This window comes from Rathayibacter sp. AY1C6, from assembly GCF_002931535.1.
In the GTDB taxonomy this organism is placed as follows: Bacteria; Actinomycetota; Actinomycetes; order Actinomycetales; family Microbacteriaceae; genus Rathayibacter.
This window is the reverse complement of sequence record NZ_PSWC01000011.1, coordinates 1-15,193: the sequence shown is the minus strand read 5'-3', so window position 1 is coordinate 15,193 and position 15,193 is coordinate 1. Positions and strand designations below refer to the sequence as shown.

Genomic DNA, 15,193 nt, shown 5'->3' with positions numbered 1-15,193 from the left:
GCGCGGCAGAAGCGATCACAGGTGGCCCTGCACCGGGCCATCATCGAACTCGCGACCGGCCGCGACGTCGCCACCCTCACCGTCTCCGAGATCACGGATCTCGCCGGCGTGAACCGCTCCACCTTCTACGCCCACGCCTCCTCCGCCGCAGAACTGCTCTGCGCCGCCCTGCGGGACGAGCTCGACGCGATCCGCGAGGGCTACCTGCAGCAGCTCCGGAGCGGCGCCGCGACCGACGCGAGCATCCGCGAGGGCACCTCCCGCGTCCTCGGCCACCTGGACGGCCACCGCGACCTCTACCTCCGCGCCTTCGACGCCCCCGGCGGCGACTCGGGCCTCCGCGCGATGCTCGCGGGGCACTTCCGTACCGCCGTCTCCGCGACGCTCGACACCGGGATCCTCGACGTCCCGGCCGCGGACGCACCGCTCGGGTTCCTCGAGAACGCGACGGCCTCGTTCCTCGCGGCGGGCTCCGTCGGCCTGATGGAGCAGTGGCTCCGCCTGCCCGCGCCCCGCGATCCCGGCAGCTACCTCGCCGCCTACCGACGGCTCCTGCCGCCGTGGTGGCCCTTCGCCACCGGCGACTGATCGGCCTCCCGGCCCTGCCGACGCCCGATCGGAGAGACGACCGCCCGGTTCGAGGGAGGCCGCTGGGCCTTCGGCAGCACCGCGCCGCCCGTCACTCCCGCTCGCGACGAGGCCGACCCGCTCGATCGAGCCGCATCGGAGCGGCATCCGCCCCTCGACTCGACGACCGCTCCTCCCGGAGACGCGGACGGCCCGCGGGAGGAGCTCCCACGGGCCGGACACGGTGCGGCTGCGCTCAGCGCGCGCGCTTCTCGCGGACGCGCATGTTGACGTTCACCGGCGACCCCTGGAAGCCGTAGATCTCGCGCAGGCGGCGCGCGATGTAGCGGCGGTAGCCCGGGTCGAGGAACCCCGTCGTGAAGAGGACGAATGTCGGCGGGCGGGACGAGGCCTGCGTGCCGAAGAGCACGCGGGGCTGCTTGCCTCCGCGGAGGGGGTGCGGGTGCGCCGCGGTGAGCTCGGCGAGGAACGCGTTGAACTTGCCCGTCGGGATGCGCGTGTCCCACGACTCGAGGGCGAGCTCGAGCGCCGGCACGAGCTTCTCGAGGTGGCGGCCGGTGCGGGCCGAGATGTTGACGCGGGGCGCCCACGCCACGTGGGCGAGGTCGGTCTCGATCTCGCGCTCGAGGTAGCGGCGGCGCTCGTCGTCGAGGAGGTCCCACTTGTTGAAGGCGAGCACGAGCGCCCGGCCCGACTCCAGCACCAGGTCGATGATGCGGACGTCCTGCTCCGAGATCGGCTGCGAGACGTCGAGGACGACGACGGCGACCTCGGCCTTCTCGAGCGCGGTCGAGGTGCGCAGCGACGCGTAGAAGTCGGCGCCCTGCTGGAGGTGCACGCGGCGGCGGATGCCCGCGGTGTCGACGAAGCGCCAGACCTTGCCGGCGATCTCGACCTGCTCGTCGACCGGGTCGCGCGTGGTGCCGGCGAGCTCGTTGACGACGACCCGCTCCTCCCCCGCCGCCTTGTTGAGCAGGCTGGACTTGCCGACGTTCGGGCGGCCGAGGATCGCGACGCGGCGCGGTCCGCCGACCTCGCGCTTGGCGACGGCCGACTCCAGAGGGAGCTTCTCGAGCACCGCGTCGAGAAGGTCGGCGACGCCGCGGCCGTGGACGGCCGAGACGGGGCGGGGCTCGCCCAGGCCGAGCGACCACAGCGAGGCGGCGTTCGGCTCCTGGCGGGCGTCGTCCACCTTGTTCGCGGCGAGGAAGACCGGCTTCTTCGTCTTGCGCAGCAGCTTCACGACGTGCTCGTCGGTCGCGGTCGCGCCGACGTTCGCGTCGACGACGAAGATGACGGCGTCGGCGAGGTCGATGGCGATCTCGGCCTGCATGGCGACGGAGGCGTCGATGCCGCGGGCGTCGGGCTCCCAGCCGCCGGTGTCGACGATGGTGAACGCCCGGTCGATCCACTCCGCCTTGTAGGACACGCGGTCGCGCGTGACGCCCGGGGTGTCCTCGACGACGGCCTCGCGGCGGCCGAGGATGCGGTTCACCAGCGCGGACTTGCCGACGTTGGGGCGGCCCACGATCGCCACGACCGGGAGGGCGGGGAGGTAGCGGACCTCGTCCGAGTCCTCCCCGGCGAACTCGAGGAGGTCGAGGTCCTCCTCGTCGAGGTCGTAGTCCTCGAGTCCGCTGCGGAGCGCCTGCGCGCGTGAGGAGGCGAGCTGCTCGTCGAGGTCGCCGAGGCGCTCGACGAGGTCGTCGTCTCCGAAGTTCAGCTCGTCGTCACCGACGTGCGTGTCCTGTGCCATGACCGGCCCTTGCTCTCGAAGTTCGGACCTCGGCGACGACCGCGTCGACGGTCTGCTCGAAGTCGAGATGAGTGGAGTCGAGAAGAGTGACTCCTTCTGCGGCGTTCATGAAGTCGACCACCTGCGAGTCGGCGCGGTCCCTCGACCGCAGCGCCTGACCCGTCGCCTCGGCGGATTCCGTGGTGACCTCGCGCGAACGCCTGGCCATTCTAGCCTCTTCGCTCGCCGTCAGCAGGATCCGGACCGGAGCGGTCGGTGCGACGACCGTCGTGATGTCGCGGCCCTCGACGATGATGCCCTCCCGACGCGTCTCGCCGATGATCCTCCGGAACAGCAGTGTGATCCTCCGACGGACCTCGGGGACCTTCGCCACGGCCGAGACGCGCGCGGTCACCCGGGGCTCGCGGATGGCGGTGGTCACCTCGGTCGGACCGACCCACACCGAGTACGACTCGGGGTCGGTGCCGATGGAGTAGTCGAAGCCGTCGAGCGCGTCGACGATCGCGTCCTGGTCCTCGAAGTCGAGGCCGCGGTCGAGCCCGTGCCAGGCGAGCGCGCGGTAGGCCGCTCCCGTGTCGAGGAACTCGAAGTCGAGGCGGCGGGCGGCAGCCCTCGACACGCTGGACTTGCCGCTGCCGGCCGGGCCGTCGATGGCGACCACGACGGCCTCGCCGAAGTCGCCCTGCTCGGCGGCCTCGGAGCGCGCCTCGCGCTCGGGAGCCGCGCCCCCGTCCTCCGGGATGCTCTGCTGTGCCCGGCGGGCGGGCGTCATCCTGTTCAGGCCGCCCTCCTGCCTGTTCTGCTCGGTGCTCATCCGGCGATCCTCCAGCCGCGTATGGTCAGTTCTTCGGTCAGCGGCGCGACCGCTTCGGGCACCACCGAGATCTCGGCGAGACCCACTCGGCGCCCCTGCGCGTGCTCGAGGCGCACGTCCTCGAGATTGACGCCCGCCTCGCCGATCTCCACCAGGAGCCGCGCGAGGGTTCCGGGAGAGTCGTCGACGAGGACGATCAGGGTCGAGAAGCGCTGGTCCTGGCCGTGCTTGCCGGGCAGGCGCGCCACTCCGGCGTTGCCCGCGGCCAGGTGCTCGGCGAGCACGCGGCGCGAGCCGGGCGCCTCGAGGTCGCGGAGAGCGTCGGCGACCGCGGCGACGTCGTCGCGGAAGGCGTCGAGCACCGCGACGACGTGCTCGCGGTTCGCGGCCAGGATCTGCATCCAGAGCTCGGGGGCCGAGGCCGCCAGGCGCGAGACGTCGCGGACGCCCTGCCCGGCGAGGCGGAGCGCCGCGTTCGGGGCGTCGAGGAGGCGCTGGCCGAGCAGTGACGAGATCACCTGCGGGGCGTGCGAGACGAGGCCGACCGAGAGGTCGTGCTCCTCCGGGTCCATCTCGACGATGGTGCCGCCGAGGTCGAGAGCGAGGCCCTCCACCCTTGCGAGCGCGTCGGGCGCGGTCTCGCCGTCGCGGCAGATCACCCAGGGTCTGCCGACGAAGAGGTCTCCCCGCGCGGCGACCGGTCCGCCGCGCTCGCGGCCGGCCATCGGGTGCGAGCCGATGTAGCGGGCGAGGTCGACGCCGCGGGAGCGCAGCTCGCGCAGCGGCTGGGTCTTGACGCTCGCCACGTCGGTGACGACGGCTCCGGGGTGCGCCGCGAGCTCGCGCTCGACGACGCTCGCTGTGACGTCAGGGGGGACGCAGACGACGACGACGGAGGGCCGGTCGTCGGCGGAGGCGGCGCGGCCGGCCCCGTAGTCGATGGCGAGGGAGAGGCTCGCGGGCGAGGCGTCGTCGAGGACGACGTCGATCCCGCGGGAGGCGAGGCCGAGGCCGATGGAGGCGCCGAGCAGTCCGGAGCCGACCACCCGCACCGTCCCGGTCGTCCGCATCGCGGGCGGCGCGGGGTGCAGGAGCTCGTTCACCCCGACAGCCTAGCGATCGGCGCGGCGCTGCTTGTCGGCGCCGGACCGGCGCGGAGGACCGTCGCTCCGCCCGCCGCCGGCGGAGGAGCCGCCGCGATCGGACGACCGTCCCGCCGAGCCGCCGCGGTCGGACGACCGTCCCGCCGATCCGCCGCGATCCGAGGATCGCCCGGCCGAGCCGCGCTCCGCCGGGGCGACGCGCTCGCCGCTGTCAGGCCGGGGCCGCCGCGCACCCGCGCTCACCTTCTTCGAGGGGACCGCGGGAGCGGCCGCCACCGCCTCGCCGCCCTGCCGCGCGATCGTGAGCAGCGCGCCCAGCTCCTCCCGGGTCAGGTCGCGCAGATCGCCCGAGCGCAGGGTGCCCAGGTGCAGCGGCCCGAACTGGCGCCGGACGAGCTCGATCACCGGGTGGCCGACAGCCGCCATCATCCGGCGGACGACCCGGTTGCGACCCGAGTGCAGGGTGATCTCGACGAGCGAGGCGTTCGAGCGGCCCTCCGGCCGGCCGAGGAGACGCGCCTTGTCGGCGGCCACCGGTCCGTCGTCGAGCTCGATCCCGGAGGTCAGCGTCGCGATCGTCTGCGGGAGGACCTGCCCGTGCACCTTCGCGATGTAGGTCTTCGTCACTCCGAACGACGGGTGCGCGAGGACGTGGGCGAGCTCGCCGTCGTTGGTCAGCACCAGCAGTCCCGAGGTCTCGGCGTCGAGGCGCCCGACGTTGAACAGCCGCTCCTCGAAGTTCTTCGTGTAGAGGCTGAGGTCGGTGCGTCCGTTCTCGTCCGCCAGCGAGCTGACGACGCCGATCGGCTTGTTGAGCATGACGTAGCGGCGCGAGGTGTCCAGCTGCACCGCGACCCCGTCGACCTCGATCCGGTCGGTCGCCGGATCGATGCGGCGGCCGAGCTCGTCCGCCACCTCGCCGTTGACGCGGATCCGCCGCGCCACGATCATCTCCTCGACCACTCGTCGGGAGGCGACCCCCGCTGCCGCGAGGACCTTCTGCAGTCGTTCGCCGTCGGGGCCGCTGTCAGGCGCGCTCATCGAATCCGTCTCTTCCGTCGCTCAGTAGGGGGGAGATCTTCGGCAGCTCGTCGAGCGAGGTGAGGCCGAGGTGCACGAGCAGCTGCTCGGTGGTGCCGTAGAGGACCGCGCCCGTCTCGGGGTCGTGGCCGACCTCCGCGATGAGGCCGCGGCCGAGGAGGGTGCGCGCGACGGAGTCGACGTTGACCGCGCGGATCTGCGCGACCTGACCGCGCGAGACCGGCTGCTTGTAGGCGATCACGGCGAGCGTCTCGAGCGCCGCCTGCGAGAGCCGCGTCGGGTTCTGCGTCAGGACGAAGTCCTTGACCACCGGGTCGTACTCGCGGCGCACGTAGATCCGCCAGCCGGCACCGACCTCGCGCAGCTCGAAGCCCCGGCGGATCGCCCCGTCGGCGCCGTCGTAGTCGGCGACCAGGCGCTCGATCGACTGGCGGACCACGGCGATCGGCCTCGACAGCGCGGTCGCGAGGGAGGCGAGCGGCTGCGGCTCGTCCGCGACCATCAGGATCGCCTCGATCGCCCGGTCGATCTCGAACGCGACGGTCCCGGGGCCGGCGTCAGGAGTCATAGTCGGCTCCGAGCGCGGCGAGGCTCGCATCGCTCCACTGCTCGGCGACCCAGCGCAGCGTGAGCTCGCCGAGCGGCTCCGGCTGGTCGAACGAGATCGCGGCGTGCCGGTAGAGCTCGAGCACGGCCAGGAAGCGCGCGACGATCACGCCCTTCTCGTCGGCGTCCGCGATCAGCTCGCCGAAGGTGGCCCTCCCGCGGGCGCACAGCATCGCCACGACGTGCGCGGCCTGCTCCCGGATGCTGATCTGCGGGGCGTGCAGGTGGTCCAGGCCCACCGTCGGCAGCTCGCGCGGAGCGAGGGCGACGGTCGCGAGGGCGGCGAAGTCGGCGGGCGACAGGGTCCAGACGAGCTCCGGCTTCGCGGACCGGTACTCCTCCTCCAGAGGCACGTCCCGCACGTGGCGGGCGGTCTCGATCGCGATCCGCTCGGCGAACCACGACGACACCTGCTTGAAGGCGCGGTACTGCAGGAGCCGGGCGAACAGCAGGTCTCGCGCCTCCAGCAGCGCCGCGTCCTCGGCGTCGACGAGCTCGCCCTGGGGCAGGAGTCCGGCGATCTTCAGGTCGAGGAGCGTCGCGGCGACGACGAGGAACTCCGACGCGCGATCCAGCCCCTCGAGCGAGTCGATCCCGTGCAGGTACGAGAGGAACTCGTCCGTCACGGCGCTCAGCGCGATCTCGGTGATGTCGACCTGCTGCTTCGCGATGAGGCTCAGCAGGAGGTCGAACGGACCCTCGAAGTTGGTCAGCGCGAGGTGGAACCCGGGGGGAGCGGCGCGCTCCTCGAGGAGGACCTCAGGCGACCGCGCCACGCGAGATCAGCTCCCTGGCGAGCTTGCGGTACGCCTTCGCGGCGTTGTGCTCGGGCGCGAACTGGGTGATCGGGACGCCGGACACGCTGGCGTCCGGGAACTTCACCGTGCGGCCGATCACCGTCTCGAGCACGCTGTCGCCGAAGGCGTCGACCACCCGGTCGAGCACCTCCCGCGAGTGCAGGGTGCGGGAGTCGTACATCGTGGGCAGGATGCCGTCGAGCTCGATCACCGGGTTGAGCCGGTCGCGGACCTTGTCGATCGTCTCGATCAGCAGGGCGACGCCGCGCAGCGCGAAGAACTCGCACTCGAGCGGGATGAGGACGCCGTGGCTCGCGGTGAGCGCGTTGACCGTGAGCAGGCCCAGCGAGGGCTGGCAGTCGATCAGGATGACGTCGTAGTCCGCGCTCACCTTGCGGAGCACCCGGGCGAGGATCTGCTCGCGCGCGACCTCGTTGACGAGGTGGACCTCGGCGGCGGAGAGGTCGATGTTGGCCGGGATGACGTCCAGGCCCGGCACGCGGGTCCTCCGGATCGCCTCGGCCGGGTCCTTCACGGTGCCGAGGAGCAGGTCGTAGATCGTGATGGCGTCGTAGGTGGTGACCCCGAGGCCGGCCGAGAGGGCGCCCTGCGGGTCGAAGTCGATGGCCAGCACGCGGCGGCCGTACTCGGCGAGGGTCGCGCCCAGGTTGATGGTCGTCGTCGTCTTGCCGACGCCGCCCTTCTGGTTGCAGAGCGAGATGATCCGGGCGGGGCCGTGACCGGTGAGCTCCACCGGCAGCGGGAAGTCGCGCAGGGGGCGGCCGGTCGGGCCGAGCGTCGGGGCTTCGAGACCGGTGAGCTCGGCCTTGTCGTCCGTCTTGCGTGTCACCTGCGTCGTCCTCGCTTCCGTGGCGGCGTGCGCTCCCGCGCGGCCTCCGACGAGTGTACCGGCGCCCCGCTCCCCGGCCGCCGCGCCCCGCCGCGCGGGTCCGCGGCTCTAGCGCCGCGCTCGCGGGTGCGCGGACGTGTAGACGTCCCGGAGCGTGTCCGCCGTCACCAGCGTGTAGATCTGCGTCGTCGCCACCGAGGCGTGCCCGAGGAGCTCCTGCACCACGCGGACGTCGGCGCCGCCCGCGAGCAGGTGGGTCGCGAAGGAGTGCCGGAAGGTGTGCGGCGAGATCTCCCGGTCCAGCCCAGCCTTCTCGGCGACGGCGCGGATGACCAGCCAGGCGCTCTGCCGCGACAGGCGGCTCCCGCGGACCCCCAGGAAGAGCGCCGGCGTCGCGCGCCCCCTCCGCGAGAGCTCGGGCCGCGCACGCACGAGGTACTCGTCGACCGCCTCGCGGGCGAAGCGGCCGAGCGGCACCATCCGCTGCTTGGACCCCTTGCCCGTCAGCCGCACCACCTCCGCGGCGACCACGTCGTCGACGTTCAGGTCCACCGCCTCCGAGATGCGCGCGCCCGTCGCGTAGAGCAGCTCCAGCAGGGCCCGGTCCCGCAGGTCCGCGAGCTCCTCGCCGCGCGCAGCGTCGAGCAGCGCCGCCATCTGCTCGACCGTGACCGCCTTCGGCAGGGTCATCGGGATCTTCGGCGGCAGCACGTCCCGGGCCACGTCGTCCGCGACGACCCCCTCCTCGAGGGCGAAGCGGTGCAGCCCTCGGACGCTCGAGAGGATCCGTGCGCGCGAGCTCGCCGCGAGCGGCCGCTCCGGGCGTGCGGCCAGCCAGGAGGAGAACTCCCCCACGTCGACGCGTCCGAGCTGCGCCAGATCGACGGTCCCGCGCTCCTCGAGCCAGCCGAGGTAGAGCTCCAGGTCGCGCCGGTAGGCCGCGAGCGTGTGCGCCGAGAGCCCGCGCTCCACGCTCGCCTGCCGGAGGTACGCCTCGGCGCAGGCGCGGGGGCTCACCCCCGGGGGTGGCGGACCCGCGGGTGGCGCGTCCACGGCGAGGACGCGTCGCCCAGCCCGTCCCAGTCGCGCGAGCGGAACGCGTGCGCCGCGAGCACCGCGATCGTCAGCGAGGGGTTCTGCACCCGGCGGGCGAGGACCGCCTCGACCGCCTCGTCCAGCGGCACCCACCGCAGCTCCATGTCGGCCTCCTCCGCCTCGCGGTCGAAGGCGGAGCCGGTGGACGAGAGCCCGCGGGCCAGGTAGATCCGGATGACCTCGTCGCTGCCGCCCGGCGAGGTGGCGAACTCCGAGAGCAGGTCCCAGCGCTCGGCCTGCAGGTCCGTCTCCTCGCCCAGCTCCCGCTGAGCGGCGACCAGCGGATCCTCGCCCTCGACGTCGAGCAGGCCGGCCGGGATCTCCCACTCGCGGGTGCGGACCGGGTGCCGGTACTGCTTGATCAGGGCGACGCGGTCCTCGTCGTCGAGGGCCAGCACCGCGACGGCTCCCGTGTGATCGAGGAACTCCCGGCGCAGCTCGCCGCCGCCGTAGCGGAACGTCTCCGCGCGGACGCCCCAGACCATCCCGTCGAAGACGCGCTCACTGGTCAGGACCTCCGGCTCGACGAGCTCGTCCGACAGCGGCTCACTCATCGGCGCCCGCCTCCGATGCCGGGAAGAGGCGCGAGGCCTCCTGGCGCTCGAGGGCGGCGGTCACGAGGCCGCGGAAGAGCGGGTGCGCGGCGTTCGGGCGCGAGCGGAGCTCCGGGTGCGCCTGCGTGCCCACGTAGTAGGGGTGCTTCTCGCGGGGCAGCTCGACGTACTCCACGAGGTGGCCGTCGGGCGAGAGGCCGGAGAACCAGAGCCCCGCCTCGGCGATCCGGTCGCGGTAGCGGTTGTTGACCTCGTAGCGGTGCCGGTGGCGCTCGGCCGCCTCAGGTGCGCCGTACACCTCGGCGACGATCGAGCCCTCGGCTAGCTCGGCCGTGTAGAGGCCGAGGCGCATCGTGCCGCCCATGTCCCCGGACGCGAGGATCTCGACCTGCTCGGCCATCGTCGCGATGACGGGGAACTCCGTCTCCGGGTCGAACTCCGACGACGAGGCCCCCTCGAGGCCGGCCTCGTTGCGGGCGTACTCGATGACCATGCACTGCAGGCCGAGGCAGAGCCCGAGGGTCGGTATCCCGTTCTCCCGCGCGAAGCGCAGCGCGCCGAGCTTGCCCTCGATGCCGCGGATGCCGAAGCCGCCGGGCACGCAGATGCCGTCGAGCTCGGAGAGCGTTTTGGCCGCAGCCTCGGGGTCCTCGAGCCCGTCGGAGGCGATCCAGCGGATGGCGACCTTCGTCTGCTGCGCGAAGCCGCCGGCTCGCAGAGCCTCCGTCACGGAGAGGTAGGCGTCGGGCAGGTCGATGTACTTCCCGACCAGGCCGATGGTGACCTCGTGCTTGGGCTCGTGCACGGCCTCGAGCAGTCGCGACCAGCCGTCCCAGACGACCTCGCCGGCCGGGAGGCCCAGCTGGTCGATGATGTAAGCGTCGAGGCCCTGCTCGTTGAGCATCTGCGGGATCTCGTAGATCGACGCGACGTCCTTGGCGTTGACCACGGCCTGCTCGTCGACGTCGCACATCAGCGCGATCTTGCGCTTGTTCGACTCCGACACGGGCCGGTCGCTCCGCAGCACCAGCGCGTCCGGCTGGATGCCGATCGAGCGCAGCGCCGCGACGGAGTGCTGGGTGGGCTTGGTCTTCTGCTCGCCGGAGGCGCCCATGAAGGGCACCAGCGAGACGTGCACGAAGAAGACGTTGCGGCGGCCGAGCTCGTGGCGGACCTGGCGGGCCGACTCGATGAACGGCTGGCTCTCGATGTCGCCGACGGTGCCGCCGATCTCGGTGATGATGACGTCCGGCTGCGGGTCGTCCTCCGACTGGAGGCGCATGCGCCGCTTGATCTCGTCCGTGATGTGCGGGATGACCTGGACCGTGTCGCCGAGGTACTCGCCGGCGCGCTCGCGCGCGATGACCCGCGAGTAGATCTGGCCGGTCGTGACGTTCGCGGCCTGGTTCAGGTTGATGTCGAGGAAGCGCTCGTAGTGGCCGATGTCGAGATCGGTCTCGGCGCCGTCGTCGGTCACGAAGACCTCGCCGTGCTGGAACGGGTTCATCGTCCCCGGGTCCACGTTGAGGTACGGGTCGAGCTTCTGCATGACGACGCGCAGCCCGCGCGCGGTCAGCAGGTTGCCCAGGCTCGCGGCCGTGAGTCCCTTGCCGAGCGAGGAGACGACACCGCCGGTGACGAAGATGTGCTTCGTGATCTTCGAGGGGGCGTCCTGCCCGGCCGTCGAAGCGTTCCGGGTCGAGGACCCGGAGGAGCCCTCGGGATCCGAGGGAGAAGAAGAGGAAAGGCCCGCGTTCGTAAAGTCCACCACGGGGTTCCACCGTAACAGCAGAACGGCGGCGGCGGACCGCCCGGGACGGATCGATGTCGTCCCGGGCCGCTCGCGATCAGCCCCGTCGGCTCGATTCGAGGAGCTCCCGCGCATGAGCGAGAGCGTTGGCGGAGTCGGTGAGCCCCGAGAGCAGGCGCGCCATCTCGGACACCCGCTCCTCGGAGTCGAGCTGCGTCACGGCGCTCGAGGTCACCGCGCCGTCCGAGCCCTTCTCGACGCGGAGGTGGTTCGTGGCGAATGCGGCGACCTGCGCGAGGTGGGTCACCACGATGACCTGCGACGTCTCGGCGAGCCGCGCGAGCCGTCGGCCGATCTCGATCGCCGCTGCTCCGCCGACCCCCGCGTCGACCTCGTCGAAGACGAACGTCGGCACCGGGTCGTTGGCGGCGACCACGACCTCGATCGCGAGCATCACCCTCGAGAGCTCGCCGCCCGAGGCTCCGCGGGCGAGGGGCCGGGGTGCGGCCCCGGTGTGCGGCTGGAGCAGCATCTCGACGGAGTCGCGCCCGTGGACGCTCGGCTCCCCCGCGGCCGTCACCTTCACGTGCAGGCGCGCATCCGCCATGGCCAGCGCGGTGAGCTCGTCGCTGACCCGCTCCCCCAGCTCGGCGGCCGCCGCGGTCCGCAGCTCGGTCAGCCGGGTCGCGAGGCGGTCGACGAGGTCCGCGTCGGCCGCGGTGTCGGCCTCGAGAGCCGCGATCCTCTCGTCGTCGCCGTCGAGCTCGAGCAGGCGGAGTCCGGAGGAGTCCACCAGGTCGAGCACGTCGTCCAGCGTCGGTCCGTAGGTGCGGGCGAGCAGGGACAGCTCCGCCCGCCGGTTCTCGATCAGCTCCAGGTCGTGCGCGCCGTCGAGGTCGAGCTCCGCCAGGTAGGAGGAGAGCCCGCCGGCGGCGTCGACGAGGAGCACCGCCGCCTCGCCGAGCGTCTGGACCGTCGGCTGCAGGGCGGCGTCGTGCTCGGCCGCCCGCTCCAGCACGCGCCGCGCCGTCTCGAGGAGCCCGAGCGCGTCCCGCCCGTCCAGCTCCTCGGACGAGATCGCCTCGCGGGCCTCGCCGGCGGCGAGCCGGAGCTGCTCGATGCTCCCGAGCCGGGCGGACTGCGCCGCGAGCTCGACGTCCTCCCCGCGCTGGGGGGCGACCACCTCGATCTCGGCGAGGGCCGAGCGGAGCCGTTCGGCTTCGCGGGCGCGCGTCTCCCGGGCCTCGGTGAGCGAGTCGAGCTCCTCCCGGTTGGCCCGCCAGCGCTCGAAGGCGCTCGCGTAGTCGCAGAGGGCGTCGGCGAGACCGGGTCCCCCGAACCGGTCGAGCGCCTCGCGCTGCGCCGCGGCGGAGCGGAGGCGGATCTGGTCCGACTGCCCGTGCACGACGACCAGCTGATCGGCGAGCTCGCTCAGCACGCTGACAGGTGCGCTCCGGCCGCCGACGACGGCTCGCCCGCGTCCCTCCGCCGAGACCGACCGCGCGAGGAGCAGCTCCGGGCCGTCGAGATCACCGCCGGCGTCATGGACGCGCTCGGCGACCGGGCCCTCCTCGGGGACCAGCCAGCGCCCCGACACCCAGGCCTGCTTCGCTCCCGAGCGCACCGCGGACGCGTCCGAGCGCGCGCCCAGCACGAGGCCGAGCGCCGTGACCACCATCGTCTTGCCGGCGCCGGTCTCGCCGGTGACCGCGGTGAAGCCCGGTCCGAGCGGGAGCGTCGCCTCGGCGATCACTCCGAGGTCGCGGATCTGCAGCTCTTCGAGCATCGGGCCTTACTCCGTCTCCGCCGACCCCCGCCATCCGCGGATGGGGAGACCGAACTTGTGCACGAGTCGATCGGTGAAGGGGGCGTCGTGCAGGCGCGCGAAGCGCACGGGCACGGGCGAGCGACGGTAGACGACGCGCGCTCCCGGCGGCAGCTCGTAGGCGCGCCGGCCGTCGGCCCAGAGGACGCCGACGCCGTCGGTCCTCTCCTTGACCTCGACGGCGAGGCTCGACGACGGACCCACGACGAGGGGCCGCGCGAAGAGCGCATGGGCACTGAGCGGAACGAGGAGCATCGCCTCGACGGTCGGCCACACGACGGGGCCGCCTCCGGAGAAGGCGTAAGCGGTGGAACCGGTCGGAGTGGACACGACGATGCCGTCGCAGCCGAAGCTCGACAGCGGCCGTCCGTCGACGCCCACCATGACCTCGAGCATCCGCTCGCGGCTGCCCTTCTCGACGGTGGCCTCGTTGAGCGCCCAGGTCTCGTAGACGACGGCCTCGTCGATCTTGACGCGCACCTGCAGGGTCATCCGCTCCTCGACCGCGTAGTCGCCGTCGAGCGCACGGGCGACGGCGTCGTCGAGATCGTCCCGCTCGCTCTCGGCGAGGAACCCGACGTGACCGAGGTTCACGCCGAGCAGAGGGGCCGTCCCGGACCGGACGATCTCCGCCGCGCGGAGGATAGTCCCGTCCCCGCCGAGCACGAACACGAGCTCGATGGACTCGAGCGGCACGTCGGACCCGAGCACGGCGACGTCGCTCAGATCCGGAGCGACCGCGACGATGTCGCCCTTGTCGTCGGCGCAGAGGACGGGGTGGGCGCCGGAGTTCCGGAGACGCTCGACGACGAGGACCGCCGCATCGAGGGAGTCCGTCCGTCCGGTGTGGGCGACGACGAGGATGTTGCGCTCGTCACGAGGGGACTGCATCGAGGGTGTGTCCTTCTGGTCGGTCGACAGCGGCGGACACGATCGCGTCACCCGGTGGTGAGCGCGGTGACCGCGTCCCTCCATTCTGTCGGAATCGTTCCGCGGTCGCGGTGGAGGTGCGCCAGATACTCGCGATTCCCAGCGCCCCCCGGGAGTGGCGACTCGGCCAGCCCGACGACGCCGAGCCCCAGGTCCCACGCCGACCACAGGACGTCCGAGAGGGCCTCGCGACGCAGCTCCGGATCCCGGACGATCCCCTCCCGCACCCCCAAGCGGCCGACCTCGAACTGCGGCTTCACCAGCACCACGAAGTCAGCGAGCGGATCCACAGAGGCGGCGACCGGAGGCAGAACCATCCGCAGGGAGATGAAGGACACGTCGGACACGACCAGGTCCGGAACGATCTCGGTCCTGGCGGCTTCGGCGAGCCGGGCGGCGGTGAGATCCCGCGCATTGAACCCCTCCACCACGTGGACGCGATCGTCGGACCGGATCCGGGGAGCGAGCTGCGCGTGCCCGACGTCGAGGGCGATCACCGAGGCGGCGCCGCGCTCGAGCAGGACCTGCGAGAACCCGCCCGTCGACGCCCCGACGTCGAGAGCGTTCCGGCCGGCGACTCGCACCGTCGCGAAGGTGTCGAGGGCGGCGAGCAGCTTGTGGGCGGCCCGGCTGACGTAGTGGTCGAGGCCGGCGACCGCGACGTCCTGATCGTCGCGGACGCGGATCGAGGGCTTCAGTGCAGGGACGCCGTCCACCGTCACCAGACCGTCGGCGATCATCCGAGCGGCATGGGTGCGGGACCGGGCGATGCCCCGTTCCGCGAGAGCCGAGTCGAGTCGCGAGTCGTCGGTCATCGGTCGCGGTCCGCGTTCTCGAGACGGATGCGCAGCTGCTCCTGCAGCTGGACGTATCCGGCTGCCCTCTTGTCGAGCGGAGTCTGCTCGATCCGGAGGAGCTCGTCTGACAGGACGTGCTCCTCCACGGGGTCGAAGCCGTTCTGGAGCGGCCTCGATTCCGGGGAGGGCGTCGGGTCGTGCTGAGACATCGCTGCTCCTCGTTACGGAGTCGGGCGACGACGGTCATCGTCGCTCCGGCCGCTCCTGTTCGTCCTCGAACAGAGACCGACCGGTTAAACAGCGATGGCCACCCATTTCTGGGTGGCCATCGTGAATGGTGTCCGGCGGTGTCCTACTCTCCCACAGGGTCCCCCCTGCAGTACCATCGGCGCTGAGAGTCTTAGCTTCCGGGTTCGGAATGTGACCGGGCGTTTCCCTCTCGCTATGGCCGCCGTAACCCTGGCGACACACGCACCCGAGGGCACATGGTCAAATCTGGGTTACACGCCGTGCGTGTATTCAATTGTTCCGCACCTCCCGAAGGAGGATGCGGGGTGCCCGTCTTCTGGGAACCACAAAGTGGACGCGAGCAATCTCTGACCACTCCTACCAGCCTTTACAACGGTATGAGTGTAGTGATTATCAAGTTATCGGCTTATTAGTACCGGTCAGCTCCGACAGTCTTTA

Annotated in this window: 14 protein-coding genes, 1 rRNA gene and 1 pseudogene; 1 reads left to right on the top strand and 15 read right to left on the bottom strand. The window is 72.1% G+C overall.

Annotated features, from left to right (window positions below; all coding sequences use genetic code 11):
• Positions 1–21: 21 nt before the first annotated feature.
• Positions 22–588, top strand: a complete 567-nt coding sequence (locus C5D36_RS08505) for a TetR/AcrR family transcriptional regulator (protein WP_104250723.1) — start codon at positions 22–24, stop codon at positions 586–588.
• A gap of 235 nt (positions 589–823) precedes the next feature.
• Here C5D36_RS08505 and der read toward each other — a convergent pair whose 3' ends face one another.
• From der to rrf, 15 genes and pseudogenes are all read right to left on the bottom strand, one after another.
• On the bottom strand, positions 824–2,344 hold the full coding sequence (gene der, locus C5D36_RS08500) for a ribosome biogenesis GTPase Der (protein ID WP_104222506.1): 1,521 nt from the start codon (positions 2,342–2,344) through the stop codon (positions 824–826).
• On the bottom strand, positions 2,319–3,158 hold the full coding sequence (gene cmk / locus C5D36_RS08495; RefSeq protein ID WP_244230649.1) for a (d)CMP kinase: 840 nt from the start codon (positions 3,156–3,158) through the stop codon (positions 2,319–2,321). Before cmk ends, der begins: the two co-directional genes overlap by 26 nt.
• Complete coding sequence (locus tag C5D36_RS08490) at positions 3,155–4,228, bottom strand: prephenate dehydrogenase (protein ID WP_104222605.1); 1,074 nt, start codon at positions 4,226–4,228, stop codon at positions 3,155–3,157. The genes cmk and C5D36_RS08490 overlap by 4 nt, the downstream gene beginning before the upstream one ends.
• A gap of 315 nt (positions 4,229–4,543) precedes the next feature.
• A pseudogene (locus tag C5D36_RS08485) lies at positions 4,544–5,302 on the bottom strand (pseudouridine synthase); the annotation flags it as partial.
• Complete coding sequence (scpB, locus tag C5D36_RS08480) at positions 5,289–5,870, bottom strand: SMC-Scp complex subunit ScpB (protein WP_104238575.1); 582 nt, start codon at positions 5,868–5,870, stop codon at positions 5,289–5,291. The gene scpB and the pseudogene C5D36_RS08485, both read right to left, overlap by 14 nt.
• Positions 5,860–6,684, bottom strand: coding sequence for a ScpA family protein (locus C5D36_RS08475; protein WP_104292434.1), 825 nt, complete (start codon positions 6,682–6,684; stop codon positions 5,860–5,862). The genes scpB and C5D36_RS08475 overlap by 11 nt, the downstream gene beginning before the upstream one ends.
• The gene (locus C5D36_RS08470; protein WP_104222502.1) at positions 6,668–7,555 is read right to left on the bottom strand and encodes a ParA family protein; all 888 of its coding nucleotides are present in this window, start codon (positions 7,553–7,555) and stop codon (positions 6,668–6,670) included. Before C5D36_RS08470 ends, C5D36_RS08475 begins: the two co-directional genes overlap by 17 nt.
• Positions 7,556–7,663: 108 nt before the next feature.
• The gene (gene xerD / locus C5D36_RS08465; RefSeq protein WP_104292433.1) at positions 7,664–8,572 is read right to left on the bottom strand and encodes a site-specific tyrosine recombinase XerD; all 909 of its coding nucleotides are present in this window, start codon (positions 8,570–8,572) and stop codon (positions 7,664–7,666) included.
• Positions 8,569–9,204 carry an NUDIX hydrolase gene (locus tag C5D36_RS08460; RefSeq protein WP_104233392.1) on the bottom strand — a complete coding sequence of 212 codons (636 nt, stop codon included), beginning with the start codon at positions 9,202–9,204 and terminating at the stop codon, positions 8,569–8,571. Before C5D36_RS08460 ends, xerD begins: the two co-directional genes overlap by 4 nt.
• Complete coding sequence (locus tag C5D36_RS08455) at positions 9,197–10,861, bottom strand: CTP synthase (protein WP_104295649.1); 1,665 nt, start codon at positions 10,859–10,861, stop codon at positions 9,197–9,199. Before C5D36_RS08455 ends, C5D36_RS08460 begins: the two co-directional genes overlap by 8 nt.
• 190 nt (positions 10,862–11,051) lie before the next feature.
• Complete coding sequence (gene recN, locus C5D36_RS08450; protein WP_104295618.1) at positions 11,052–12,740, bottom strand: DNA repair protein RecN; 1,689 nt, start codon at positions 12,738–12,740, stop codon at positions 11,052–11,054.
• A gap of 6 nt (positions 12,741–12,746) precedes the next feature.
• On the bottom strand, positions 12,747–13,670 hold the full coding sequence (locus C5D36_RS08445) for an NAD kinase (RefSeq protein WP_104222498.1): 924 nt from the start codon (positions 13,668–13,670) through the stop codon (positions 12,747–12,749).
• A 47-nt stretch (positions 13,671–13,717) separates the two neighbouring features.
• A complete protein-coding gene (locus C5D36_RS08440) occupies positions 13,718–14,524 on the bottom strand; it encodes a TlyA family RNA methyltransferase (protein WP_104250717.1) in 807 nt (268 codons plus the stop codon).
• A complete protein-coding gene (locus tag C5D36_RS08435; protein ID WP_104295617.1) occupies positions 14,521–14,715 on the bottom strand; it encodes a hypothetical protein in 195 nt (64 codons plus the stop codon). The genes C5D36_RS08440 and C5D36_RS08435 overlap by 4 nt, the downstream gene beginning before the upstream one ends.
• Positions 14,716–14,845: 130 nt before the next feature.
• Positions 14,846–14,962 (bottom strand): 5S ribosomal RNA (rrf, locus tag C5D36_RS08430).
• Positions 14,963–15,193: the final 231 nt, after the last annotated feature.